Origin of the sequence: Pseudomonas sp. NPDC087615 (assembly GCF_044743445.1) — a bacterium.
GTDB classification, from domain to species: domain Bacteria; phylum Pseudomonadota; class Gammaproteobacteria; order Pseudomonadales; family Pseudomonadaceae; genus Aquipseudomonas; species Aquipseudomonas baetica_A.
This window is the reverse complement of the sequence record NZ_JBIUWM010000048.1, coordinates 1-25,423: the sequence shown is the minus strand read 5'-3', so window position 1 is coordinate 25,423 and position 25,423 is coordinate 1. Positions and strand designations below refer to the sequence as shown.

Here is a 25,423-nt window from a genome sequence, read left to right as displayed (position 1 = left end):
TGTAAATCCCACCCCGCGATTTTCAATAATCGCGACACGGCCTATCCATCCGCGACAGGTCTTACCTCTCCACGAAAATGACTTTCATGGCGTTTGAAAACTCGATCTCGAAATGATTTATGAGTTTCACAACCCATTCGAACGTGACCCTTTCGAGGAGTACCGCATGACGCCTTCCTTCGGCTATTGGCTGCTGGTCTACGCCGCCGTCGCCATCATTGCTCTGATCGTGCTGATCGCCCGTTACCGGCTCAACCCGTTCATTGTCATCACCCTGATTTCCATTGGTCTGGCGCTGGTGGCGGGTATGCCGCCGTCCGGCGTGGTGGGCGCGTATGAGGCCGGGGTGGGCAAGACGCTGGGGCATATTGCGCTGGTGGTGGCGTTGGGGACGATGCTCGGCAAAATGATGGCCGAGTCCGGCGGCGCCGAGCAGATGGCGCGTACGTTGATCGACAAATTTGGTGAAAAGAACGCGCACTGGGCCATGGTCTGCATCGCGTTTCTGGTCGGTTTACCGCTGTTCTTCGAAGTCGGTTTCGTCTTGCTGGTGCCGATTGCTTTCACCGTGGCGCGGCGGGTCGGTGTGTCGATTTTGATGGTCGGCCTGCCAATGGTCGCCGGTTTGTCGGTTGTGCACGCGCTGGTACCGCCGCACCCGGCAGCGATGCTGGCGGTGCAGGCCTATCAGGCTTCAGTCGGGCAGACGCTGCTGTATGCGATTGCGATCGGCATACCGACGGCAATCATCGCAGGGCCGCTCTACGCCAAATTCATCGTGCCGCGCATTCAATTACCGGCGGATAACCCGCTGGAAAAACAATTCCTCGACCGCGAACCGCGCGACAACCTGCCAGGGTTCGGCATCACCATGGCGACCATCCTGTTGCCGGTGGTGCTGATGCTGATCGGCGGTTGGGCCAACCTGATTTCCACACCGGGCAGCGGCCTCAATCAGTTCCTGTTGTTTATCGGCAACTCGGTGATTGCGCTGCTGCTGGCGACCTTGCTGAGTTTCTGGACGTTGGGCATCGCCCAGGGTTTCAACCGCGAATCGATCCTCAAGTTCACCAATGAATGCCTGGCGCCGACGGCCAGCATCACCTTGCTGGTCGGCGCGGGCGGTGGCTTGAACCGGATTCTGGTCGATGCCGGCGTGACCGATCAGATCGTTGGCCTCGCTCACGAATTTCATCTCTCGCCGCTGATGATGGGCTGGCTGTTTGCGGCGTTGATGCGCGTGGCAACAGGATCGGCCACGGTGGCGATGACCACCGCTTCGGGCGTGGTTGCGCCAGTCGCCATCGGTCTGGGTTATCCACACCCTGAACTGTTGGTGCTGGCGACCGGTGCCGGGTCGGTGATCTTTTCCCACGTCAACGACGGCGGCTTCTGGTTGATCAAGGAATACTTCAACATGACGGTCGCGCAGACGTTCAAGACCTGGACCGTGCTTGAGACCTTGATCTCGCTGGTCGCTTTCGGTCTGACTGTCGGCCTTTCTTACTTGCTGTAACCGGAGCCCGCCGTCATGGACATCCTCTATCAGATCCGCGCCCGTCAGGATTCCTTCAGCGCCGGTGAAGGGCGCATTGCTCGGCTGATGCTCGACGACGTCGGCTTTGCCGCCTCCGCCAGCCTCGATGATTTGGCGCAACGGGCCGAAGTCAGCACCGCCACACTGTCGCGATTTGCCCGCACCGTCGGCTGTCGCGATTTGCGTGATCTGCGCCTGCAACTGGCCCAGGCCAGCGGCGTTGGCAGCCGTTTTCTCGACCCGGCCGGCACACCTGAGCAGTCGGCGTTTTACGGGCAGATTGTTGGCGACATCGAAACCACGCTGCGCCAGCATCTGGCGGCCTTCGACGAATCGCGATTTGCCGACGCGGTGAAAATGCTCAGCCAGGCACGCATGATTCACGCGTTCGGCATGGGCGGCTGCTCGACCCTGTGCAGCGATGAATTGCAGGTACGGCTGGTGCGCCTCGGCTACCCGATTGCGGTGTGTCATGACGCGGTGATGATGCGCGTCACCGCCGCCAGCCTGAACGCCGAACAAGTGGTGATTGTCTGCTCATTGACCGGTGTCACCCCGGAACTACTGGAAACCGTCGAACTGGCGCGCAACTACGGCGCACGCATTCTGGCCATCACCCGCGCCGATTCGCCGCTGGCCGAACGGGCCGACCTCGTCCTGCCGCTGCAAAGCGCGGAAACCTCGTTCATCTACAAACCGACGGCAGCGCGCTACGGCATGTTGTTGGCCATCGACGTGCTTGCCACCGAGCTGGCGCTGGCCAATCCTCAAGACAATCAAGAACGTCTGCGGCGGATCAAACTCGCCCTCGACGAATACCGTGGCGGCGATGATCACCTGCCGCTGGGAGACTGACATGCTGTACGACACGTTGATTCGTAACGCCCTGATCATCGATGGCAGCAACCGCCCCGGTTACAGTGCCGACGTGGCGATTCTCAATGGTCGCATCGAGCAGATCGGCGACTTGCACGACGCCACCGCCAGCGAAGAAATCGACGCCGCCGGCCGCGTGCTGGCGCCGGGGTTTATCGACGTGCACACCCACGACGACACCGTGGTCATCCGCCAGCCAGAAATGCTGCCCAAGCTCAGCCAAGGCGTGACCACGGTGATTGTCGGCAACTGCGGGATCAGCGCCTCGCCGGTGACGTTGAAAGGCAACCCACCCGACCCGATGAACCTGCTCGGCACGGCAGCGGCATTCGTTTATCCACGCTTCAGCGACTACCGCGCAGCGGTCGAAGCGGCCAACACCACGCTCAATGTCGCCGCACTGATCGGCCACACAGCGCTGCGCAGCAATCATCTTGATGACTTGTTCCGCACCGCAACGGCTGACGAAATCAGCGCCATGCGCGAGCAGTTGCGCGAAAGTCTCGAGGCCGGTGCGCTGGGTTTATCCACAGGCTTGGCGTACGCCAGCGCCTACAACGCCTCCACCGATGAAGTGATGCAACTGAGCGAAGAACTCAGCGCATGCGGCGCGGTGTACACCACTCACCTGCGCAGCGAATTCGCCCCAGTGCTGGAGGCGATGGACGAGGCGTTTCAAATCGGTCGTCATGCCCGCTCGCCGGTGATCATTTCTCACCTCAAATGCGCCGGTGTCGGTAACTGGGGGCGCAGTCCGCAGTTGTTGGCCGCTCTTGAAGACGCGGCAAAAACTCACCCGGTCGGCTGCGATTGTTATCCGTATGCGGCGAGTTCATCGACGCTGGATCTCAAGCAAGTCACCGATGCCCACCGCATCACCATCACCTGGTCGACGCCGCATCCGCAAGTCAGCGGTCGCGACCTGATCGACATCGCCGCGCAATGGAACGTGCCGCTGCTCGACGCCGCCCAGCGCCTGCAACCCGCGGGGGCGGTGTACTACGGCATGGACGAGGCCGATGTACGAAGAATCCTCGCGCATCCGTTGTCGATGGTGGGGTCTGACGGACTGCCGGAAGACCCGTTCCCGCATCCGCGTTTGTGGGGCGCTTTCCCACGGGTGTTGGGACATTTCAGTCGTGACGTCGGGTTGTTTCCCTTACACACAGCGGTGCACAAAATGACCGGTCTGTCGGCGGCCCGATTCGGTTTGAAGGGCAGGGGCGAGATTCGGCAAGGCTACTGGGCCGATCTGGTGTTGTTCGATCCGGCAACGGTGCGTGACGTGGCGGATTTCAGCGACCCGCAACGGCCGGCGCAAGGCATTGACGGGGTGTGGATCAACGGTGTTTTGAGTTATTGCGATGGGCAGGCGAATGGGCGAAGGGAAGGGCGTTTTCTTGCCCGTCAGGGCGATTTGCGTGACGGCTTTCGTTGACGTTTCGCGCAGTGCGTCACAGCAGTGGCACATTGCGACTAAAGAAAGCCATCCACAAGCCGAAGTGCTGACATTCAGCCCCGCTACACTTTTGGGCCAATCAGTCAGGGAGCCCCCCCATGAGCTTCGGCAAAACCACTCCGATCCTGCGCATTTTCGATGAAGCCAAAGCCGTAGAGTTCTACGTCGACTTTCTCGGTTTCAGGATCGACTGGCAGCATCGTTTCGAAGCGAATTTCCCGTTGTATCTGCAAGTGTCGCGGGGTGAGTGTGTGCTGCATCTGTCCGAGCATCATGGTGATGCGACGCCGGGTTCGGCGCTGCGGATTGAAACGGATGAGCTGGAGGCGTTTCAGCAGCAACTGCTGGCCAAGGATTACAAATTCTCGCACCCACAGATCCAGGCCATGCCGTGGGGCAGTCAGGACATGACCATTGCCGACCCGTTTGGCAATCGGCTGGTGTTTACTAACGCGATCAGTGTTTGAAACCGTTTTAAGCCGCACAGAAAAAGCCCGCAGCCAAACCATCAGGGTTTGACTGCGGGCTTTTTCGTTACTCAGTCGGCACTAACGTGTCCAACACGCGATTGACGGCCAATTCGGCCAGCATCACCACTTGAGCAATACCTTGCAGTGTCTTGCGGTGCGTGCCTTCAACCAGCGCCACATGGTTGTTGATCATGACCGTGGCCGAACCGAGGGTTTCACTGGCATCGACCAGCAGGGATTCAGTGTCGGCGTCGGGGTGTGCCATGTAGAGGGTGTTGGGTTTGTACGGCGCGGCCATGATTTGGTCGGCGGGTTTGAGGTAATGGTCGAGGGCGCGCTCGGCGGCTTCGTGGAATTTCTTTGAATCGGGCGATTCGTAGGGGGAGGCCGGGTCGGTGAACGGCGGGTTGGGCGTTACTTTGAACATAAGCTGTGTTCCCTTCATTGAGCGCCAACCCTTTTGCTACTAAACGAAAGGGAGGCAGCTGTACGCAGGTTAGTAGACCGGGGAACTCAGCTTAAGCCGGCGCGCCGAAGCGCCCTACGTACAGCCACCATCAAGCTCAGGTACGGGAGCACCTGTGATGAATGTACGACCAGCAGAATTACCACGGGCTACTAAACCCGATCACTGGAAATCAGTGACGGACTCAAGTTACCGATGGGCTCCGGGGCGCACAAGCCGGCGGATTCTGGCGCAGGCGTAGGCAGCGGCGCAAGGATTTGTAGGCTGTCGGGCGTAACACTGGATGTCTTTAAACGGATGCGCTGCGAGGTGTTTATTGCACTACAGAGATCAAGGATTTGCCTGTCGGATTCCGGTGCTGCGACTGACGCCTTCGCGAGCAAGCCCGCTCCCACACTGGAACCTCAGTGGACACAGATTTTGTGTACGACATGGAGCCCCTGTGGGGGCTTGCTCGCGAAGAGGTCCGCACAGTCAGCCCCGATGCATCTGCCGAAACTCCCCCGGCGGCATCCCCCGCCGACGCTTGAACGTGCGGTGAAACGAACGCGGTTCGGTAAAACCCAAATACTGCGCAATGTCCTGAATCGGCAGGTTGCTGTTGAGCAAGTAATGCTCAGCCAGTTCCTGACGCAGGTCATCGAGAATCTGCTGATACGAGGTGCCGGCCTGTTGCAGTTGACGTTGCAGCGTACGCGCCGACACGGACAACTGCTCGGCCACCTGTTCCTTGCGTGGCAGACCTTCCTTGAGCAATTGGCGCAGGATGTTTTTCACGCGTAGCGCCAGCGACGCATCCTCCAGCGTCGCCATCAACCCCATCGCATGTTCTTCCAGCGTGCGCAGCAATTGCGCATCGGCTTGGCGCAACGGCAATTGCAGATACGCCAACGGCACAATCAACGCTGAATAAGGCTGATCGAACAAAACCGGGCAACCGAAAAACGCTTCGTACTGCGCCAACGTGGTCTCGGCAGGGCAGGAATGTTCCAGCCACACAGCCGCCGGCGACAGCTGCATATCAGCAATCCAGCGCGCATAGTGCAGCCACGAACCGAGCACGTTTTCCACCAGATGCCGGCGAATCTGTGGGCGCTGATAACGGCAAGTCCAGATCAGGTGCACATGGCCGTCCTGCACTTCGGCGCGACTCACACCCATGTCGCCGACCAGTTTCTCGAACGGCATGATCCGGCTCATGGCATCACCCAGCGTCGCACAGTTCATGGTGATGTAACCCAGCACGCTCCACGAGTTGGGTAGCACGAACGTGGCCGCGTTGAGCCCAAACAATGGATCGCCCGAGTGTTCGCAGAAATAATCGAGCAGTTTTTCATGCGCCTCACCCGGCAGGCGCAGGCTGTTGTCGCTCAACTGCTGCGCCTGCAACCCGGCCGCCGCCAATGCCGGCGCAATGGCCATGCCCAGTCGCTCGGCATGGCGCAGGTATTTGAGCAGGGGCGGAACGGAGGTGAAACCGAGCGATGGCATGATCAAAGCCTGCATGAGCGAATGAATGCCCTGAAAGGTAGTTTGAAAGCATGGCTGAAGTAAATTGCAGACGTGGAATGCGCTGAGGGTGTAATTGCCACTGGGAAGATTGCCAAATCTCAGCAAGGCGGGATGTGTTAGCCTGCAATCAATGATTTCATTGATTGCAGGGGGCGTCATGGCCAGCATCACAATCCGAAACCTTGATGAGAAGCTCAAGGAGCAGTTGCGTATCACCGCTGCCCATAACGGACATTCCATGGAAGAAGAAGCACGCCTGATTCTGGGCAGAGCCTTGGCGACGGTTGATCGCGCTGGTGGGCTTGGCAGTCGGATTCGCAACAGGTTCAGCGATGTGGGGGCCGTGGAGCTGGATCTACCCGCGCGTTCAGATAAAGCCACCGGCGTGGATTTTTCTGAATGATAGTGCTCGATACCAACGTGCTTTCAGAGTTTATGCGCCTCGAGCCGGCAACCCGGCTGCTTGTCTGGGTGGATGCGCAGCCGGCGATGGATCTGGCAATCAGCGCGGTCACCGTGGCCGAAATACTTCACGGCATCGCACGCCTGCCCTCTGGCAAGCGCAAACAAAAACTGGAGGCGCATGCCATGGCCATGTTCGAAGAGGACTTTGCCGGGCGCATTTTGCCGTTCGATGCCCATGCCGCCGTCGAGTACGCAACATTGGTTGCTGATTGCGAAGCAAAGGGCCGCGCGGTGTCGATGGCTGACGCGCAAATAGCCGCGATCTGCCGAGCGCATGGCGCATCCATTGCCACTCGTAATGTGAAGGATTTTGAGTCAAGTGGTGTTGAAATCATTGATCCGTGGGCGAGCTGACGGCTTCTGTTGCTGTTCAATAGCGCCCACAAAAAAGCCCGCTATCACATCTAGTTGATGTGGTAGCGGGCTTCTTCGTTAGTCGGTCAATCAGACGCGGAAGTGGCTCACCATCTGCTGCAACTGACCCCCCAGGCGCGCCAGTTCAACGCTGGACGCGGCGGTCTCATCGCTCGCGGCGGCGGTCTGTTCGGACACGTCGCGCACGTTGATGATGCTGCGGCTGATCTCTTCGGCCACGGCGCTTTGCTGCTCGGCAGCGGCGGCGATCTGCTGGTTCATCGACTGGATGTTCGACACCGTGCGGGTGATGTTTTCCAGGGACGAGCCGGCCTTGCGGGTCAGGGCAACACTGCTGTCGGTCAGCGCGCGGCTGTTGTTCATCACGGCCGAGACTTGCTGCGTGCCGTTCTGCAGGCCGGCGACCAGGCCTTCGATTTCTTCGGTGGATTTCTGTGTGCGCTGAGCCAAACCACGGACTTCGTCGGCCACCACGGCAAAACCGCGACCGGCTTCACCGGCGCGTGCCGCTTCGATGGCAGCGTTGAGCGCCAGCAGGTTGGTCTGTTCGGCAACGGCTTTGATCACGTCCATGACGCTGCCGATCTTGTCGCTTTCCTGCTGCAACACGCTCATGGCCTCAGTGGAACGCGCCACTTCGCTGGCCAGACGCTCGATCTGGGCGATGGCTTCATTCACAACCTTGTCGCCTTCACGGGCTTCGCCGTCAGCAGCGGCGGCCGCTTGTGAGGCTTCTTCGGCGTTGCGCGCGACTTCCTGCACGGTGGCGGTCATCTCGTGCATGGCGGTGGCGACCTGATCGGTCTCGATTTTCTGGCTGTTGACACCGGCGCTGGTCTGCTCGGTCACGGCCGACAGTTCTTCGGCAGCGCTGGCGATCTGGGTGACGCCGTCGCGGATGCCGCTGATCAGGTCGCGCAAGGTCACGCCCATGCGGGCGATGCCTTGTTGCAGCACACCGAGTTCGTCGCGGCGGGTGACGACCACGTTTTGCGACAGGTCGCCGCTGGCGATGCGCTCGACCACGGCAAGGGTGTCTTGCAGCGGGCGGGTGATCTGACGGGTGATGATCACGGCGGCAATGATGCCCACCAGCAGAGCCAGCAGGGTGCTGATCAGTTGCAGGGTACGGGCCTGGGCGCTTTCGGCGTCGCGGCGATCAAGCTGGATCTGATACAGCTGCTCGCTCAGTTTCACGATAGTGCTGCCCTGATCGGTCATTTCCTTGCGTGCCTGCACGGCTTCGCTGTTGGCGGACTTGTAGGCCATCAGCGCGCTGCGATAGTTGATCAGCGCCGCTTCCAGCTGACGCAGGGCATCTTGCTGGGTATCGCCGAAATGCACATTCAGTGGCTTGAGGCTGGCGATGGCCGCGTCGAGTTGGCCGATGGCTTTCTGCTCGGTTTCGGCGTTGGTGGTGGCGGTGTAGCCACGCACTTCGTAGCGCGCGAGGATGAACGCTTCCTTGGCGCCAGTGATGGCCTGGAACTGGTCGAAACGCTGTTCGCTCATCGCCATCTGGTGGACGCGGGTGCTGATCGCTTCAATCAGGCTGTAAGCGGTTTGGGCGTTAGCGCCCATGGTCTCGCGCGCGGTGTTACCGGTGCGGTAGGCGTTGCGCATCTTGTTCAGCGACGTCTGGTACTCGGCGATAGTCGCGGCCTGCTCCTTGAGCAGTTTGACGTTTTCCGGGCTTTTGAAGCTGCTGATCAGTTGTTGCTGTTGTGCGGCGAAACCGTCGAGGGTGGTCTGCACATTCTGCGCGGCGGTCTCGTCGCCGTTGGTCAGCATGTATTGCAGGCGCACCACGCGCAGTTTGGTCAGGCCGGCGTTGAGCTGGGTGATGTCGCTCATCCAGTTACTGCGGTCAATCAGGCTGCCCAGGCTGGTCCAGCCGGTCAGGGCCAGTACGCAGGTCAGTGCCAGGACAAGGCCGAAGCCCAATCCCAATTTCAGGTTCACGCTGATGTTACCGAACCAGCTATTCATCACAATTCCTCCAGAAACGTTGGGTTTCTTGATCGTCGGTTAGGCTGGAAGATTGTTGTTTTTTTGAGCCAGCAAGGGTGTAGCAGGTGTGTATCGGCCGTAAATCCGAGAGCTGAAAGGATTTTGTCCGACAGAATTTGTAACAAGCCGATCCCAAGACTTTTTTCACATGGGTTTCACTGGCTGCCCACACGGGCGTCTGTAGCTTCGCCGCATCGAATGACAAGTGATGCTGGCTGGCGAGGCGGTTTTTTGTGGAATTGAGACTGAGTCTGTTCGGCGCCAAGCGCTCGATTGATCTGAGCGGTTTGGCGCGTTTTCGAAACACTTGGGTCGTGTTGGCGGCCTCGGTGATGGTGATTCCACTGACCCTTTGGTTGCTGGCACCGGCGTCGGTGCCGGATCTGGCCCACGGCAACGTGGCCGGTGCGAAGGCGTTGGCGGCGGGGTGGGCCAAGGGCGACATGATCGTGCTGGTGCGCCACGTCGAGCGCTGCGATCACTCCAGTGCGCCGTGCCTGATCGGCCATGACGGCATCACCGACCGTTCGCGCAGTGCCGCCGTCAGTGTCGGTGCACAGTTCGAACAACTGGGCCTGAACAATGCCGACATCTACAACAGCCCGTCGCTGCGCACCGTGCAGACGGCCGGTTACATGTTCAATCGGGCCGCGAGTGGGGAAGACTGGTTGATGAACTGCAAGGGGCACATGTTGCAGGACGCGCTTTCGCACAAGATCCCCGGTCGTAACCTGATTCTGGTGACCCACAGCGAGTGCATGGGGCAATTGGAAAAAGATCTGAAAGTGCCGACATCCAACCTGGGTTACGGCGCTTCACTGTTTGTTTCCGCTGCCAGCCCGGCGGCTCCAAAAATGCTCGGCTTTATTGAAGCTTCCGACTGGCGCACGGTGACCACCCGATGAAATCTCGTTTTTACGCCTACAACTTTGGCATTCCGCTGGTGTGTGCGGCGCTGGTGTTCCTGATGTTCGACATGACCAAAATCGACATCGCCTTCAGCAATCTGTTGTTCGATCCACTGACTCAGAGCTTCCCGCTCGACAAGATTCACTTCTTCGAAAAACTGACGCACAAATGGGCGCGGATCATTCCGAACTGGACGGCCGAAATCGCCCTGATCGGTGCGATGCTGTCGGTGGTCTGGCCGTTGGTCAATGCACAGAAGCGTCCTCGACTTGGCGCGTTTCTGGAGCGCAGCAAAGTCGCTCCCGTGCTGCGATTCACCGCTGATCACCGTCGGGACTTTCTGTTTGTGGTGGTGGCTTTCGCGGTGTGTACGGGCGTGATCCATTTCCTCAAGTCCCATACCAGCGTTTACTGCCCGATCGAGACGACGTTGTATGGCGGAAAAATGGCCCACATCGAGTGGTACAGCAATTTCCAGCTATTCCATGAAGCGGGTAGTGGGCGTTGCTGGCCGGGCGGCCATGCGTCCGGTGGTTTCACCATGCTGGCGTTGTATTTCGTAGCGCGTCGCTATCAGTGGCGTTTTTCCAGTGCCTTGCTGTGGGGGTCGTTGTTGCTCGGTTTTATCTACGGCACGACGCGGGTTCTGCAGGGCTGGCACTACATGTCCCACACGTTCTGGGCTGGAATCTTCGTGTGGTTGGCGTGTTTGCTGACGGCGCTGGCGTTTTATGGGTGGGCACGGCTGGCGTTGCCGGTGCTGGACAAGCAGTCTCAGGCCTTCAGCACGCAGCCAGAAGCGTCTGTCTGAGTCTTTGCGATCGCTACAGAAAACCCGCCTTTTACTGGCGGGTTTCTTGTTTGTACTCCCGCTAGTTCAATACCCGACGAAGTAGTACGCCTGCTTTCCAACCATCAACGTCTTGAGCACTTTCAACGGCGCAGCGGGTTCGCGGTCTGCCGCCATTATTGCGACGTGGGAGGAAGAGGCGGCGAGGAAGTCTCTCAACTGTGCATCGGTATCCAGCCCCTTGAGCACGCGTTGGGTGTAGAACACGGTAGCGCCACCCAGACGTTCATTGGCCTGAAACAGGGCGATCTGATGCCCTTCGGCCTGCAGCGTCTGAATGTGTGCGGTCAGCGGCAGGAAAGAGAGTTTTTTATCCGCGTGGGGGAGTGCCCATTGCGCTGCGCCCAGGTAACTGAAGATCACCAGCGTGAGGATGCTCATTGCCAGTGTCTGACGATGACGGGCGATTTTTCCGACGAGCCCGATGGCGGTTTCGTGCCCTTTCAATCGCTCAAACAACACGCCTGCGTATTCGGCAGCAATCACCGCAGCAGCCGGTGTCATCGACATCAGGTACACCGTGCGCTTGCTCGACGCCAGGCTCAGCATGATGAATTGCACGATGATCCACAGGCTGAAAAACAGCAGGTAACGATTGGCCTTCAGCTCTTTACGCAAATGCCACAGCCCCAGGTACACCAGAATGTTCCACGGCAGGAAGGCTTCGGGTAGTTTGGCCAGGTAGTAATAGAACGGTTCGTAGTGCCCGGCCTCGACGAACGATCCGCTGAAGCGTCCGACGCTGTTGGTCAGCAGCACTTCCTTGAGCGCTTGCACCCCGCCGTGCTGATAGAGCACGGCCAGCCAGATCAGCAGCGGAATCAGCCCGATTGCCGTGAGCAACCCGGGTCTTAACCAGTCGACGACCTTCAGGCGCTTGTCCATCAGGTTGTCGGCCAGCAGATAAGCGAAAATCACTACCCCCGGCATCGCCAGCCCGAGCACGCCTTTACTCAATGTGGCGATGGCAATCCCGACGATAAACAGCAACGAACTGCCTAGGGTCGATGCACGTTGCGCCTGGAAAAACGCCAACAGCGCCGTGGTCACGCCGAGCGCGAGCAGGGCATCTTCGCCAACGCCGCGCACGTTGCTCCAGTAGCTGGCCATGGTTGCCAGGAGAATTCCTGCCGTCCAGGCGACCATTTTTGGCCGTTCGAAGCGACGCAACATGCCGTAAAGCAACATCACGCTGAGCAACCCGGCAACCGCTGACGCCAATCGCACCGCCCACGGCGAAACACCGAATACGCGCATGGCGCCGGCGTCCAGCCACAAACTCAGGGGCGGTTTTTCCAGAAACGGTTCGCCGAACAGACGTGGGGTTACCCAGTCATTGTCCAGGTGCATCTCCATGGCGATCCCGGCGACGCGAGCCTCGGTGGAGCCTTGCAATTGATGGTTACCCAGCGCGAAGAAAAACAGCAGGGCGGCAAGCAGAAACAGCGAAGTGGCGGCACGCGACATGGGTTTCAGGCAACCGGAAGGGGCGGGAAACCTGAGCATACGTCGCCAATGCTTAACAAATTGTGAACGTCAGCGTTTATTTCACGCCAGGCGTCGTGACCAGCGCTGATCCGGCGCTTCGAACGCCGGATTGACCAACGCCGTCAGCACATGATCCTGCCAGCGTCCGGCTATGTTCAGGTACGCCTTGGCGTAGCCTTCACGCTCAAACCCCAGCCGTTCCAGCAAGCGTGCACTGCGATCGTTGCCAGGAATGTAGTTGGCCATGATCCGGTGCAGGTTCTGTGTCTCAAACATGTAAGCGATGGCAGCCTCCAGCGCTTCCTGCATCAAGCCCTGGCCCTGATGAGCCTGGTCAATGTGATACCCCAGATAACACGCCTGAAACGCGCCGCGAATAATCCCGCTGAAATTGCAGGCACCGATCATCTGCTGGCTGTCGGGCGTCAGCAGGGCGAAATGCATCGCCAGTCCCGCTTCAAATGCGCGGGCCTGGATGTCGAGGCGTCGGCGAATCTGTTCGGTGGAGAAATAATCGGTGGTCCGGATCGGCGACCACGCCGCGAGATGGCGTTGATTGCGCTGGTAGAAATCACTTTCCAGTGCCGCCTGATCCGGGGCAAGGATGGCCAGCGTCATGCGTTGGCAGGGCAGGGTCAGCAGCGGCATCGGGGGCTCCGGTTGGCGAGAAGTCTGCTGGCAGGTTCGCGCAATAACCTGGAGTACGGCAAGCGATGGTGGCAAAGGGCGCGTAAACGCCAGGCAAAAAAAAGCCCGCGGGAGAGTGCGGGCGAACCGTAGTTTCTTGAATGAGCGAGTGGACTCTACCGGTTTGGCGCAGCGGCAGCAGTGAAGAAAAATTCATCTCGAGGCGCTGGCTCGATGTCGTTCCACCGGTTAACAAAAGACAGGCCGACAATGAGGTCGGCCTGTGCAGGTTTTGCCCATCAGTGGCGAACTTCAGGGTCGGGGGTGGCGCACGATCGTTGGGGGTCAAGATTGTCCCGCACCCGACAGATCACGATTTCGGCCAATGCACTCAGTTGCTTTATAGCGACCGCAACATGGCGCTGGGAACCGTCAAACTCATCAGCAAAGTTGGCGCTGATGACCGCGAGGGATTCAAGGAGGTCACTGGCATGCGCCAGCAGGGTTGTCGTGTCGACGTCGTCGCGTACGCTGAGCATCTGCTTGAGGGGGATGGTGCGGCGGGGTTTGCGTCGGTTCGAACTGGTGGTGTTGGATTGCGGTTTCAGGCCGGCTGTTTGCGCTTCGGCAGATACCGGTCCAACAAGCGTAAGTCGGGTGATTTTTTTCATGACGTAGCTCCGTGGAATGAACAATCTCTGCGGTTGCGGCTGTCAAACCGTCCGCTGGATGGCAGCAATCGTGGAGGGTAATCCCCTGAAAACCTGTTCACCAGTTCATGAAAGTCGACGCGTATTGAGGGAAATTTCCTAGGATGCGAAATGTAGGAAGTGATGTTGCGTGTAAGAACCTTCCTGGATGCTTGTCAGCGCTCGGTAACTTTATCTTCCCGTAAAATCCAGCCCGCCTCGCCAGCGTCCAACGTGTACTGAACCTGGCGCATTTTTCCTGTCCGGCCCGCGTCGGCATCGGCGCTGTCGTAGAGCGGAAACCGCTGTACCAGCCCGTTCTCCACCACAGAAAATGAATCCTCTCCCTGATACCCCTCGGCGGTCTTCGGATTGTCGCTGACCGGCGGCAGGTAAATGTCGCTCAGGGATTTTTTATTGTTGGCCGAGTAGGCAATCAGTTCTCCCGGCATGCCGCGACCGGAGGCGCGCGTAAAAACGTAGATCTCAGGTGAGCCGTCGTTATTGAGGTCGGCGACTTCGGCACGGACGATCTCGCCGTTAAGCGGTCGGGTTATCGCCGAGTTGTCGATTTCCAGCCCCTTGGGTTCGATGCGCAAAGTGGGTTTGCCGTCGACGATATTCGCCTGCACATGAAAGCTGATGCCCTGCAACGCCAGGTTCTGGTCGAAGGGCGCGTGGTTATCCACAGCGTCGCCGTTGGCGAGGATCAGCGAGATGTTGTAGTCGGCCACTTCATTGCGCCGAGCGGCATTGCGCATGAGATAGACCTGCACCGTGTATTCGCCGTCGGCGGGTAACGAGCCGAGAAAGTGATTGCCCATCATCGAACCGTTGAACAGCGCGTAATCGGCGCCTTTGGCGGTGATGTTGAAGTAGGCGGAGGTGTTGGAGGGCTTGAAGTCAACCGTCAGGAGCTGCCCAGCCTTGGCATTGAGCCTGTACTGCGTCGTCTTGTAGCCCTTGATCGATTGTTTGAACTGCACGCTGCCATGGCCGCTTTTGTAGACGACCTGCTGGATCCTAGGCGCGATGTCGATGGTGGCAGCGTGGGCAGACAGTGAAACGAGGGCCGCCAGTACGGCGCCGAGCCAGATATTCATGAGCGTCCTTCGGGTAATTGCCTCTGTGCCCCGAAGCATAGATCCGGCGCCGTACACCAGTCCAACCGGGCAGGCGATTAAATCTCGCCGTATTTCAGGGGGTGTTTGAAAGGGGGGCTCCCAGAGCCGAATAACTAAGCTGCACTAGTGAGCCGGTGATGAGCTATTGAAGCTGTGCTGAGGTTTGATCGGCAGAACACCGCAGAAGCGTTGCTGGGAAATCGTAAAAACTGGCTTGAATCAATGTTAATTCAAGATCCCCAGATGCGACAAAGCCCGCACGGGGCGGGCTTTGTCGTTGAGAGTTGGTGGAGCCGGGGGGATTTGAACCCCCGTCCGCCAGTACTCCGCTGTCGGTACTACATGCGTAGCCGTGTCTATTAAGTTAACCCTCAGCGACCCGACGGGCAGGGTGCTTTGGGCGAGTTGTGTAAGTTTTAGCCGCTTCGTCCACAACGTACTGCACGGCGATTCTGTTCTATATGACAATCATTTTGGGTTTACAGACATCCCCTGATGATTGCTGGACCCGAAGGTACCAGAAGGGAAGGCTAAGGCTGCTTACGCAGCGAGAGCGTATTCCCCGTAGGTTTCGTCATTGGCAACTATAAGAAGTTGCAACAGTGGATTTACGAGTTCTGTTACCAACTCGGCATGCACCTAAAGTTTCGCAACCGGCGTCGAATCCTAAACGGCCCCGAACTCATTGCTCTGTACATCTTGATGAGCAACAAGCCTGCGCAGTGTACGCCAAACGACAGGGGAAGGCCAACCCGAAGGTTGGCCACGCTGTCATTAGTTGGCGGGTTCGTTGGCCAGATTGTCTACGCGTTGCAGCGCTTGCGTGGCCGAGGCGATGCATTTCTTGTCATCACCCGCTTTTTGCGCCATCTCCGCGTCGCCCTGCATGCGCTTGATGTCCATGGTGGTGTTTTCCGACGTGGCCGGGAGGGACGTGACCTTGTCTTTGAGTTCTTGCAGTTTTGAGGTGCACAGATCGTTGTCCGCAGCAAACACGGGGGAGGCCAGCAGTGCGGCGGAAATAAACAAACCAGCAAAAGCAGTGCGTTTCATGGGTATCTCCTTGAACAGTTGGTCTCGGTGCTGCCGGACGATCTGGCGGCTCTGCCGAGGTCGGAACAAGCCACGTTCGTTTAGGGCTTGATTAATCGACTGCGGCTGCGCAGAGGAATTCGTTTTTTTTTACGTTCGGTATGAAAAAGCCGAAACACCTCTCTGCTCGCCTTGAAAAGGGGCGAAATAGCCCCTTTTCAATGCAAATGAATCAGGCAGATTTGGCTTGGGTGACTCGATCGACCAGATAAACCAAGCCGTGATAGTCGATCCCGCCATGCTGCGTCAGGCCGATTTCGCACGTGCGGCTGGTGGAAATCCCTTCACTGCAATGCTGCACTGCGTCCTTGAGTGTGCGTAGCGAGTGGCTGTTCAGTTCCGGTGTGGTGAAGCCTTTGTCGCCGGCAAACCCACAGCAATGAATACCCTCCGGAATCACCACAGTTTTGCTGCACTTGCGCGCCAGATCGATCAGCGCCTGGCTTTCGCCCAGATGCTGAGTGCTGCACGTCACATGCACTGCAATCGGTGCGTCCTGAGGCGTGAAGTCCAGCCGATCAAGCAGGTGCGTGCGGATGAAACGCACCGGGTCGTACAGATCGAGACGCAAATCGGCGACGTCCTGCACCAGTCGCAACGTACACGGACTGGTATCGCAATAGATCGGATCAAGCCCGCCGCGACTGGCGTGGAGCAAGGCGCTGATGAGTTCTTGCCGCTTGTGTTCGGCCTGCTCCGCATAGCCCTTTGAAGCGAAGGGCTGACCGCAGCAGAGGTTGTCCTGATTGTCCGGGAAAACGACCTGGTAACCGGCCTTTTCCAGCAAACCACGGGTTTTGTCGTACAGCGACGTCTGCTCTTTATCGCCCGCCGCCGGGCCCATGACCCGTGACACACACGCCGCCAGATACACCACGCGAGGGCGTTCGTCCGACACGCTCGGGCTGAAGCGAATGGCTTTCTCTGGTTGCGGCATCGCGCTCGTCCACAGAGGCACTTGGCCCTTGGATAGACGCGTCAGCGTTGCCGAAAGCTTGGTCAGACGCGGCGCACCGAGCAGCATTCGCGCGCCGTTGGCTACGTGCAGGGTGAAGCGTGCCCCTTGCAGGGTCTTGGCGAAATTTCCTTCGATCCAGTCGGCAGTTTTCTGATGCGTTGCGTGTCGGCCACGAAGCTTTTTCACCAGTTCGCCGGTGTTGATACCTACAGGGCATCGTTGCGCACACAAACCCGTCGCGGCGCAGGTCTCGATGCCTTGGTATTCGTAGGCTTCTTCCAGTTCGGTGGTGTCGATGCCGGCACGTTTTTTCGCCTGAATGTCGCGCCAGATCACGATGCGCTGGCGCGGGCTGAGGGTCAGGCCTTTCGACGGGCAGACCGGTTCGCAGAAGCCGCACTCAATGCACTTATCCACAATCTCGTCGGCCGCCGGCAGCGGTTTCAGATGTTTGAGGTGGATCTGCGGGTCTTCGCTGAGCACCACATCCGGGTTGAGGATGCCGTTGGGGTCGAGCAGGCGTTTGAGCTGCCACATCAGTTGATACGCGTCGCTGCCCCATTCCAGCTCAACGAACGGCGCCATGTTGCGCCCGGTGCCGTGTTCGGCCTTGAGCGAGCCGCCGAACTCCACGGCCACCAATTGCGCGACGTCGTCCATGAACGCTTGGTAGCGTGCGACTTCTTCCGCGCTGTTGAAGCCTTGGGTGAAAACGAAGTGCAGATTGCCTTCCAGTGCGTGTCCGAAAAGGATCGCTTCGTCGTAGGCATGTTTGTCGAACAGTTCGATCAAGCGGTTCACACCGATTGCCAGTTGCTCGACCGGGAAGGTCACGTCTTCGATGATCACCGTGGTACCGGTTTTGCGCACGGCGCCGACGGCGGGGAAGGTGTCTTTGCGGATTGCCCAGAGGCGGGCGTTCTCGACCGGGTCTTCAGTGAAATCGACCTGTTTCTCCACCGGGAAACCACTGAGTGACGCCATGATCTGCGCCAGTTGTTCCTGCAGTAATGAGGAAGAAGCCGCGCGGGATTCGATCAATAACGCACAGGCATTGTTCGACAGTTGCTGTACGAAAGCAGGCATGCCCGGTTTGCTCTGCACCGAACGCAGGCTGCGCCGATCCAGCAGTTCCACCGCCGACACCGGTTGGCTTTTCAGTACGGTGACCGCGTTGCAGCAGGTTTCCACATCCGGGAACACGATCAGCGCCGAGGCCTTGTTCGGGTGATCGATAACGGTGTCGTAAGTCACCGCGCTGATGAAGCCGAGAGTGCCTTCAGAACCGACCAGCAAGTGGCTCAAGATATCCACAGGCTCATCGAAGTCCACCAAGGCGTTGAGCGACAGGCCAGTGGTATTTTTCAGACGATATTTGTGGCGGATTCTCGCGGCCAGTTCGGCATTGGCGCGAGTCTCGCGACCGAGCGTCGCCAAACGTTCGAGCAGATCGCCGTGGCTCGCGCGAAACACCGCCACACTGTTGGCATCTTCAGTATCAAGGCGCGTACCGTCGGCCAGAACCAGGCGCAGGCCGGCCAGCGTGTGATAGGTGTTTTGCGCGGTGCCGCAGCACATGCCGCTGGCATTGTTGGCCACGATGCCGCCAATTTTGCAGGCATTGATCGAGGCAGGGTCTGGGCCGATCTTGCGTCCGAATGGCGCCAGCCAGGCGTTGGCCTGGGCACCGATCACGCCCGGTTGCAGGCGGATTTGCGTGCCCTGGCCACGAATTTCGCGAGCGTTCCAGTTATCCCCAAGCACGATCAAAACCGAATCGCTGATCGCCTGTCCCGACAGGCTGGTGCCGGCGGCGCGGAACGTGACCGGGACACGGTCGCGTTGGGCCAGTTTCAGCAGGGTCACCACTTCGTCTTCGGACTCGACGCGGATCACCAGTTTGGGGATCAGCCGATAGAAACTCGCGTCGGTGCCAAAAGCCAGGGTTGATAGCGGATCGTCAAAGCGTCGATCAGCCGGAATCAGTTGCTGCGCATCGCGCAGGAAAGCCGCCGGTAGACTCATCGGTCCTCCAGAATCAATACCACCAGGTCTTTCGGGCCGTGGGCGCCATACGCCAGCACTTGTTCGATGTCAGCGGTTTTCGATGGGCCGGACACCAGCAGCGCGTTGGTCGGCATGCCCTGAGCCCATTCGAACTCCTGCTGCACCTGATAGAAGTTGTCGCGGATTTCGCTGGCCTTGAGCAGAGCGAAATGCACCGGCGGCACCAAGCTCATCAGGCGCGGTTCTTCGCGGGTCGGCCAGAGAATCAGGCTGCCTGTTGCAGCAATGGCACCGAGGGTGCCGGTGAGGCTGGCCGGGGTATCGTTGAACAACTCGGCTTTCCATTCTTCCATCGGGCGGTTGTAGGATTTCAGCGTTGGCAGATCAGGATTGTTCGCCCAGTGCTGTGTGACCCGTTGCCCGTGCGCTGTCGTCGGTGCGATCAACAGGCTGGGCAATTGACGGTCGTGCAGCAATTGCTGGAGCAGTGCCGGCCACTCTGCGTCTGAGGTCAGGTGGATTTCGGTGTGCACCGCTTCCATCAGCTTGCGCATTTGCGGGATGCGTTGTTCGGCGCTGTACGTGTAAGGCTGGGTCACCAGATCGACATCGAAGTCGTCGGCAATCGGCGTGGCGCCGGTCAGACTTTTGCGCAGTTTGCCGAGGATATTTTGCTTGGCACTCATCAGCGATCTCCCTGTTTGGCCAAATGCTCGCGGGCCATGTCATGCAATGAGCGGGCGGCGGGTTTCGGTGCACTGTGGTTCTGCGTCCATGGGCCGACATTGCTAGGCGTCAGGGCGCGCAGGCGCGTGGCGAAGAAACCGAATAACCGATACAGGGTCGGCGAGCTGTTGAGTTTCGCCCAGGCGTTCCAGATGAAACGCTCCTTGCGCGAGTACTTGCTGCCCTGACCGCGCATCACTTGATGAGGGCTGTCGGGGGCTTTGACGTTCTCTTCGCGTAGGCGACGCAGCAATGCCGGGATAGGAATTTTTACCGGGCACACTTCACCGCACGCGCCGCACAGCGACGAGGCGCTCGGGTGATCTGGAACCTTCGCCAGACCGACCATGTGCGGGGTGATGATTTTGCCGATTGGCCCCGGATACACCTCGCCATAGGTGTGACCGCCGACCCGGGTGTAGACCGGGCAATGGTTCATGCACGCGCCGCAGCGGATGCAGTTCAACGTCTGGCGCAGTTCGCTGTCGGCAAAGGCCTGGCTGCGACCGTTGTCGAGCAGCACCAGATGCACGTCCTGCGGGCCGTCGAGTTCATGCTCCTTGCGTGGGCCGGAGATCATGTTGACGTAAGTGGTGATTGGAATGCCCAGCGCCGAGCGGGTCAGCAGCGACAGCAGCGGGACCACGTCACGCAGGTTTTCCACGACTTTTTCGATGCCGGTGACGGCGATATGGACGGGGGGCACGGTGGTGGTCATGCGCCCGTTGCCTTCGTTTTCCACCAGCAGCAAGGTGCCGGTTTCGGCCACGGCGAAGTTGACGCCGGAGACGCCGATGTCCGCTTCGAAGAATTTCTGCCGCAGGACTCTGCGACCGATCTGAATGAGTTGGTCAACGTCCTTGGTGTATTCCACGCCAAGTTTGTCGTGGAACAAGGACGCGACCTGACCGGCATTCTTGTGGATCGCCGGCATAATGATGTGTGAAGGCTTCTCGTGGTCGAGCTGGACGATGTATTCCCCCATATCGGACTCCAGACATTCAATGTCTTGAGCCTCGAGGAAATGGTTCATCTCCATCTCTTCGCTGACCATCGATTTGCCCTTGATCACTTGCCGCGCCTCGTGAGCGCGGATGATCGATAAGACGATGCCGTTGGCTTCGTCCACCGTTTCCGCCCAGTGCACTGTCACACCGTTGCGGGTCAGGTTTTGTTCCAGTTGCTCGAGCAGGTCGGGCAACTTGGAGAGCGCGCGGGCTCTGATCGAGTTGCCCAGAGCACGCAAGTGTTCTCTTTCGTGGGCATCGCTGAAAGCCGCTGCCCGTTTGGTCATCAGTGAATCCATCGCCGTACGGAAGTTGTTCCGTAGCTGCGGATCACCCAAGGCGTTGTGCGCCCGGGTGCGGAAATCTTCTTCTACGGTGACCGTAGGAATAATCGCCGAGGTACTCATTGCGCACCCCCGGTTCGTTGCCAGAGGAAACTCGCCAGGTGTTGGCCGCGCAGCGCTTCTTTCTGTTTTTCCAGCGAACCGTTGATGTTCATCAAACAGCCGCAGTCCGCACTCAACACCTTGTGTGCGCCGGATTCCTTCAACGCTCGGGTCTTGTCGGCCACCATCGCGCCGGAAATGTCTGGCATACGGACGCTAAATGTCCCACCGAAGCCACAGCATTCGCTTTCGTGGTCGTGATTGACCCGCTCCACGTTGCTCAACTGCGCCAACAACTCTCGGCCATGCAGGTGAGTGTTCATCTCGCGGCGCGCTGAGCACGAGGTGTGCAGCGCGACTTTCACCGGTGCGCCGCTGTCCTTGAGCTGCACCTTGCAGACGAACAGCAGAAACTCCGCTAACTCATAGGTACGGGCCGCGAGGGCCTGAACCTGTTTGAGTGTGTCCGGCTCGTCCTTGAACAAGTCGGCGTAATGTTCTCGCAGCATGCCGGCGCAGGAGCCCGACGGCACGACCACCGGATAATCCCCGGCAAACAGCGCCAGTTGTGAGCGCGCCACCGTCCGTGCCTGCTCGGTGTAACCCGAGGTGTAGGCCGGTTGTCCGCAGCAGCTCTGCCCTGGCGGGTACTCGACCCGGATCCCTTCGCGCTCCAGCAAGTGGATCGCGTCCATCCCGGCTTCCGGGTAGAAGAGGTCGACTACACACGTCCCGAACAGGTAGACCTGCGAGGGTTTCTCGCTGGGGTATTGCCGAGGTTCGGGCAGTGGCGGTGCAACGCGGGTCGCGTTTGGCACCGCGTTGTAAAAAAGCTCGCTCATCAGGCGTGTCTCCGGGTGATCCCGGTTATCCGTCCGCTGAGGCTGCTGAATATAGAACGCGTTGCTTTCAGCAGCCTTACAGACCGGGTTGTGAATTACTGACGCCGGAATCACGAACCGGCGTCGGTTATTTCCATGTCGCTTGTAGGCTTCTGCCGGTTTTAGTGCACCAGCATGCCAGTGAACCAGTAGGCCTGAGCCAAAGTGATCAGGCCGACAATCGTTGCAAAGAATAGGCTGTGCTTGAGGGTGAAGCGGAACAGATCCGACTCCTTGCCCACCAGGCCTGTCGCGGCGCAGGCCACGGCGATCGATTGTGGCGAGATCATTTTGCCGGTCACGCCTCCGCTGGTGTTTGCGGCGACCAGCAACACATCGCTGACACCGATCTGGTGGGCGGTGGTCGCCTGCAACGAGCTGAACAGGGCGTTGGACGAGGTATCGGAGCCGGTGAGGAACACGCCAAGCCAGCCGAGGAACGGCGAGAAGAACGGGAATGCAGCGCCGGTCGCGGCCAATACCAGCGCCATGGTGGAAGACATGCCGGAGTAATTGGTGACGAAGGCGAACGCCAACACCATGCCGATCGACAGAATGGGCCAGCGCAGCTCGAACAGTGTCTCTTTAAAAGTGGTAAGACCAGTTTTAAAGTTGATCTTCAGTACCAGCATCGAGATCAGTGCGGAAAAGAAGATCGCCGTGCCGGTCGCGGAAATCGGGTCGAGTTTGAACACCGCTGGAATTGCGGTTGGCACGGCCACGATCGGTGCGGTCTTGATCACCAGTTGGTCAAGGTGCGGGATCGCGAAGTTGAACACCCACGCATACATCGAGCCGCCGGCAGCGAACATGGCCTTGAATGGCTTGAGGGTCCAGATGGTCACCAGCACCGTGAGGATCAGGAACGGCGACCAGGCTTTGAAAATTTCCCCGAGGCTGTAAGGCGAAGCCACGGTGGTGCGTTTCTGGCCGAAACCGCCGACGCTGGCGGTGATGGTTGCGCTCGACGTGGCGCCGGCGATTTGCGCGTCTGCGCTGCGTTTCGGCTGCCAGACCTTCAGGAACAGGGTCAGGGAAATCAGGCTGACCAGGGCCGACGTGATGTCCGGCAGTTCCGGGCCAATGAAGTTGGAGGTGAAGTATTGGGTGACGGCGAAGCTCAAGCCCGCAACCAGCGCAGCTGGCCAGGTCTCACGGACGCCGCGCAGGCCATCCATCATGAACACCAGCCAGAACGGTACAAATAACGACAGCAGTGGCAGTTGGCGACCGGCCATGGCGCCGATCTTGAATGCGTCGATCCCCGTCACCTGGCCGGCCACGATGATCGGAATCCCCAGTGCGCCGAACGCTACGGGGGCGGTGTTGGCGATCAGGCACAAACCTGCGGCGTACAACGGGTTGAAACCCAGTCCAACGAGAAGGGCGGCGGTAATCGCCACTGGCGCGCCGAAACCGGCAGCGCCTTCGAGGAATGCACCGAAGCAGAAACCGATCAGCAGCACCTGCAAGCGCTGGTCGTCAGTGATCGACAGCACCGAGCTGCGAATAACCTCGAACTGACCACTTTTGACGGTCAGTTTGTAGAGGAATACCGCGGCGACAATGATCCAGGCAATCGGCCATAGACCGTAGGCGAAGCCATACCCGGCAGCGGCGAAGGCCATGTCGACCGGCATCTGGAACGCGAAGATCGCCACGGCAATCGACAGAGCGAGCGTGATGCTGCCGGCTATATGACCTTTGAGACGGAACACCGCCAAGGCGAGGAAAAAGAAAACGATGGGAATGACGGCCGCGAGTGCGGACACGCCGAGACTGCCGAGCGGGCTGTAGAGCTGTTGCCAGGTTTGCATATGGGGTGGCCCCTAATTGTTGTTGGTCAGGCACTGTCAGCGTTCTTGGATAATTGGTAAGACCAATTTACAATCGCTGTTGGCTAGGGTAAAAGCCTTCATATCGGTGTGTCAATTTGTCGCCCTGAAACTTTTGTCGAATAAGCGGTGCAGATCGCATCTGATCCGGTTCGGGCTAGTGTCGTCTGATAGGTGTCGGCAGGGCGCCGATAGGCCAGAATAGAGAGCCCGGCGAGCGGTCGGGATCGTGGAGAAATGAGTTATGGGGTTTGATCAGATACGTCAGCGCCGTTTGTCTGACGATATTGTCGAGCGACTTGAGGGGATGATCCTCGAGGGCACGCTGAAGTCCGGTGAACGGCTTCCGGCGGAGCGCACGCTGGCCGAACAATTTGGCGTATCACGCCCGTCGCTGCGCGAGGCGATTCAGAAACTGGCGGCCAAAGGTCTGCTGGTCAGTCGCCAGGGCGGCGGCAACTATGTGGTCGAGAGTCTGGGTTCAACGTTCAGCGATCCACTGCTGCAATTGCTTGAAAGCAATCCTGAGGCGCAACGCGATCTGCTGGAATTTCGCCACACTCTGGAGGCATCGTGTGCCTATTACGCTGCGTTGCGTGCTACCGATGTTGATCGCGAGCGGCTGACAGCAGCGTTCGAAGAGTTGCAGGACTGCTATTCGCGACACGACGAAGTCAGTCGTGCAGAGGAGGGGGCTGCGGACGCGAAGTTTCACCTGGCGATTGCCGAGGCCAGTCACAACGCCGTGTTGCTGCACACCATTCGCGGGCTGTTCGATTTGCTTAAGCGCAACGTCGTGACCAACATTGGCGGCATGTACAAGCAGCGCACGGAAACCCGCGACATGCTGATCACTCAGCATCGGGAATTGTATCTGGCGATTATTGAAGGGCGCGCAGAGCAGGCGCGGGAAGTTTCCAGTCGACACATTCTGTATGTACAGGAAGTGCTGGAAGAGGTGCGGCAAGAGGTTCAGCGCATGGCCAGAGCGGAGCGGCGCAAGGGGATGTAGCTTTTTAAAAGGCAAAAAATCTCAGCCGGCTGCGGTTCCTGCGTGTGGGAGATGTATTTCCCTGTAGGAACTGCCGCCGGCTGCGATCTTTTCAGACAGAAAGACTCAGTCTTCCTTGCCCTTGTTGCGCACGGCACGCTGCAACTCACGACCTGCATCGCGTTCACGCTCGGTGTCACGCTTGTCGTATTCCTTCTTGCCCTTACCCAGAGCGATCTCACACTTGACCATGTGTTTGCTCCAGTACCAGGACAGGCATACGCAGGCGTAACCCTTTTGCTGCACAGCGGCGGCGAGTTTTTCAAGCTCGCGGCGGTTGAGCAGCAATTTGCGAGTGCGCACCGGGTCAGCGATGACGTGGGTGCTGGCGGTCATCAGAGGCGTGATGTGACTGCCGAGCAGCCACGCTTCGCCATCCTTGAGCAGCACGTAACTGTCGACCAGTTGCAGCTTGCTTGCCCGTAGACTTTTTACTTCCCAGCCGGCCAGGACCAGACCAGCCTCGAACTTATGCTCGATGAAGTAATCGTGTCGCGCTTTTTTGTTCTGCGCGATGGTCCCTTTTGGTTGTTTATTATTTTTAGCCATAGTGGCGGCTTTATTTGGTGATTAATGTCTGTGTGCTTCGTTGTTGCTTCGTGCTTGAGGTTGTTGAGTTATTG

The 25,423-nt window shown here is 58.9% G+C and carries 23 protein-coding genes, 1 other RNA gene and 1 pseudogene; 9 read left to right on the top strand and 16 right to left on the bottom strand.

Translation table 11 applies throughout. The features are described from left to right. Window positions 1–166 precede the first annotated feature (166 nt). The 4 genes from ACIOU6_RS21310 to ACIOU6_RS21295 all read left to right on the top strand — a co-directional run bounded on the left by ACIOU6_RS21310 (window position 167) and on the right by ACIOU6_RS21295 (window position 4,339). A complete protein-coding gene (locus tag ACIOU6_RS21310) occupies window positions 167–1,516 on the top strand; it encodes a GntP family permease (protein ID WP_401138811.1) in 1,350 nt (449 codons plus the stop codon). Between the two features lie 15 nt (window positions 1,517–1,531). Next, window positions 1,532–2,392: a MurR/RpiR family transcriptional regulator gene (locus ACIOU6_RS21305; RefSeq protein ID WP_401138810.1), complete on the top strand. Its 861-nt coding sequence runs from the start codon at window positions 1,532–1,534 to the stop codon at window positions 2,390–2,392. Window position 2,393: 1 nt separating this feature from the next. Then, window positions 2,394–3,851 (top strand): amidohydrolase family protein, encoded by a 1,458-nt coding sequence (locus ACIOU6_RS21300; protein WP_401138809.1) that lies wholly within the window; start codon window positions 2,394–2,396, stop codon window positions 3,849–3,851. Window positions 3,852–3,970: 119 nt separating this feature from the next. Then, window positions 3,971–4,339: a glyoxalase superfamily protein gene (locus ACIOU6_RS21295; protein ID WP_221730513.1), complete on the top strand. Its 369-nt coding sequence runs from the start codon at window positions 3,971–3,973 to the stop codon at window positions 4,337–4,339. Window positions 4,340–4,406: 67 nt separating this feature from the next. Here the strand turns inward: ACIOU6_RS21295 and ACIOU6_RS21290 are convergent, their stop codons facing one another. Both ACIOU6_RS21290 and ACIOU6_RS21285 read right to left on the bottom strand, forming a co-directional pair. After that, entirely contained in the window at window positions 4,407–4,769 is a 363-nt protein-coding gene (locus tag ACIOU6_RS21290; protein ID WP_401138808.1) for a DUF6124 family protein, read from the bottom strand. Window positions 4,770–5,282: 513 nt separating this feature from the next. Beyond that, complete coding sequence (locus tag ACIOU6_RS21285) at window positions 5,283–6,299, bottom strand: AraC family transcriptional regulator (RefSeq protein ID WP_401138807.1); 1,017 nt, start codon at window positions 6,297–6,299, stop codon at window positions 5,283–5,285. Between the two features lie 178 nt (window positions 6,300–6,477). On the opposite strand from ACIOU6_RS21285, the gene ACIOU6_RS21280 reads away from it, so the two are divergent. Both ACIOU6_RS21280 and ACIOU6_RS21275 read left to right on the top strand, forming a co-directional pair. Further along, window positions 6,478–6,723: a FitA-like ribbon-helix-helix domain-containing protein gene (locus tag ACIOU6_RS21280; protein ID WP_221730516.1), complete on the top strand. Its 246-nt coding sequence runs from the start codon at window positions 6,478–6,480 to the stop codon at window positions 6,721–6,723. Then, window positions 6,720–7,139, top strand: coding sequence for a type II toxin-antitoxin system VapC family toxin (locus ACIOU6_RS21275; RefSeq protein WP_401138806.1), 420 nt, complete (start codon window positions 6,720–6,722; stop codon window positions 7,137–7,139). The genes ACIOU6_RS21280 and ACIOU6_RS21275 overlap by 4 nt, the downstream gene beginning before the upstream one ends. A 90-nt stretch (window positions 7,140–7,229) precedes the next feature. Here ACIOU6_RS21275 and ACIOU6_RS21270 read toward each other — a convergent pair whose 3' ends face one another. Next, window positions 7,230–7,943, bottom strand: a complete 714-nt coding sequence (locus ACIOU6_RS21270) for a methyl-accepting chemotaxis protein (RefSeq protein ID WP_401138821.1) — start codon at window positions 7,941–7,943, stop codon at window positions 7,230–7,232. A 144-nt stretch (window positions 7,944–8,087) separates the two neighbouring features. Beyond that, window positions 8,088–9,014: pseudogene (locus ACIOU6_RS21265) on the bottom strand (methyl-accepting chemotaxis protein); the annotation flags it as partial. Window positions 9,015–9,403: 389 nt separating this feature from the next. Here ACIOU6_RS21265 and ACIOU6_RS21260 point away from each other — a divergent pair. After that, complete coding sequence (locus ACIOU6_RS21260; RefSeq protein ID WP_401138805.1) at window positions 9,404–10,075, top strand: histidine phosphatase family protein; 672 nt, start codon at window positions 9,404–9,406, stop codon at window positions 10,073–10,075. Then, the gene (locus ACIOU6_RS21255; protein WP_401138804.1) at window positions 10,072–10,890 is read left to right on the top strand and encodes a phosphatase PAP2 family protein; all 819 of its coding nucleotides are present in this window, start codon (window positions 10,072–10,074) and stop codon (window positions 10,888–10,890) included. Before ACIOU6_RS21260 ends, ACIOU6_RS21255 begins: the two co-directional genes overlap by 4 nt. Before the next feature lie 66 nt (window positions 10,891–10,956). On the opposite strand, the gene ACIOU6_RS21250 is transcribed toward ACIOU6_RS21255, so the two are convergent. The 11 genes from ACIOU6_RS21250 to ACIOU6_RS21200 all read right to left on the bottom strand — a co-directional run bounded on the left by ACIOU6_RS21250 (window position 10,957) and on the right by ACIOU6_RS21200 (window position 23,731). Next, entirely contained in the window at window positions 10,957–12,396 is a 1,440-nt protein-coding gene (locus tag ACIOU6_RS21250) for an ArnT family glycosyltransferase (protein WP_401138803.1), read from the bottom strand. A gap of 81 nt (window positions 12,397–12,477) precedes the next feature. Beyond that, window positions 12,478–13,065: a ribosomal protein S5-alanine N-acetyltransferase gene (gene rimJ / locus ACIOU6_RS21245; protein WP_401138802.1), complete on the bottom strand. Its 588-nt coding sequence runs from the start codon at window positions 13,063–13,065 to the stop codon at window positions 12,478–12,480. Between the two features lie 278 nt (window positions 13,066–13,343). Next, window positions 13,344–13,715, bottom strand: a complete 372-nt coding sequence (locus tag ACIOU6_RS21240) for a DUF6124 family protein (protein WP_221730523.1) — start codon at window positions 13,713–13,715, stop codon at window positions 13,344–13,346. Window positions 13,716–13,909: 194 nt separating this feature from the next. Then, window positions 13,910–14,836: a hypothetical protein gene (locus ACIOU6_RS21235; RefSeq protein WP_401138801.1), complete on the bottom strand. Its 927-nt coding sequence runs from the start codon at window positions 14,834–14,836 to the stop codon at window positions 13,910–13,912. Window positions 14,837–15,142: 306 nt separating this feature from the next. Further along, window positions 15,143–15,535, bottom strand: a transfer-messenger RNA (tmRNA) gene (ssrA, locus tag ACIOU6_RS21230). Window positions 15,536–15,631: 96 nt separating this feature from the next. After that, a complete protein-coding gene (locus tag ACIOU6_RS21225) occupies window positions 15,632–15,910 on the bottom strand; it encodes a hypothetical protein (RefSeq protein WP_221730590.1) in 279 nt (92 codons plus the stop codon). Window positions 15,911–16,121: 211 nt separating this feature from the next. Beyond that, window positions 16,122–18,932 carry an FAD-binding and (Fe-S)-binding domain-containing protein gene (locus ACIOU6_RS21220; protein ID WP_401138800.1) on the bottom strand — a complete coding sequence of 937 codons (2,811 nt, stop codon included), beginning with the start codon at window positions 18,930–18,932 and terminating at the stop codon, window positions 16,122–16,124. Continuing rightward, window positions 18,929–19,600, bottom strand: coding sequence for a lactate utilization protein C (locus ACIOU6_RS21215; RefSeq protein ID WP_401138799.1), 672 nt, complete (start codon window positions 19,598–19,600; stop codon window positions 18,929–18,931). The genes ACIOU6_RS21220 and ACIOU6_RS21215 overlap by 4 nt, the downstream gene beginning before the upstream one ends. Then, the gene (locus ACIOU6_RS21210) at window positions 19,600–21,054 is read right to left on the bottom strand and encodes a LutB/LldF family L-lactate oxidation iron-sulfur protein (RefSeq protein WP_401138798.1); all 1,455 of its coding nucleotides are present in this window, start codon (window positions 21,052–21,054) and stop codon (window positions 19,600–19,602) included. The genes ACIOU6_RS21215 and ACIOU6_RS21210 overlap by 1 nt, the downstream gene beginning before the upstream one ends. Beyond that, window positions 21,051–21,875, bottom strand: a complete 825-nt coding sequence (locus tag ACIOU6_RS21205) for a (Fe-S)-binding protein (RefSeq protein WP_221730594.1) — start codon at window positions 21,873–21,875, stop codon at window positions 21,051–21,053. The genes ACIOU6_RS21210 and ACIOU6_RS21205 overlap by 4 nt, the downstream gene beginning before the upstream one ends. Window positions 21,876–22,036: 161 nt before the next feature. Beyond that, the gene (locus ACIOU6_RS21200; RefSeq protein WP_401138797.1) at window positions 22,037–23,731 is read right to left on the bottom strand and encodes a lactate permease LctP family transporter; all 1,695 of its coding nucleotides are present in this window, start codon (window positions 23,729–23,731) and stop codon (window positions 22,037–22,039) included. Between the two features lie 262 nt (window positions 23,732–23,993). Here ACIOU6_RS21200 and ACIOU6_RS21195 point away from each other — a divergent pair, with 262 nt between their 5' ends. Continuing rightward, entirely contained in the window at window positions 23,994–24,761 is a 768-nt protein-coding gene (locus ACIOU6_RS21195; RefSeq protein WP_007915207.1) for an FCD domain-containing protein, read from the top strand. 105 nt (window positions 24,762–24,866) lie between these two features. Here ACIOU6_RS21195 and smpB read toward each other — a convergent pair whose 3' ends face one another. Continuing rightward, window positions 24,867–25,349 carry an SsrA-binding protein SmpB gene (gene smpB, locus ACIOU6_RS21190; RefSeq protein WP_401138796.1) on the bottom strand — a complete coding sequence of 161 codons (483 nt, stop codon included), beginning with the start codon at window positions 25,347–25,349 and terminating at the stop codon, window positions 24,867–24,869. Window positions 25,350–25,423: the final 74 nt, after the last annotated feature.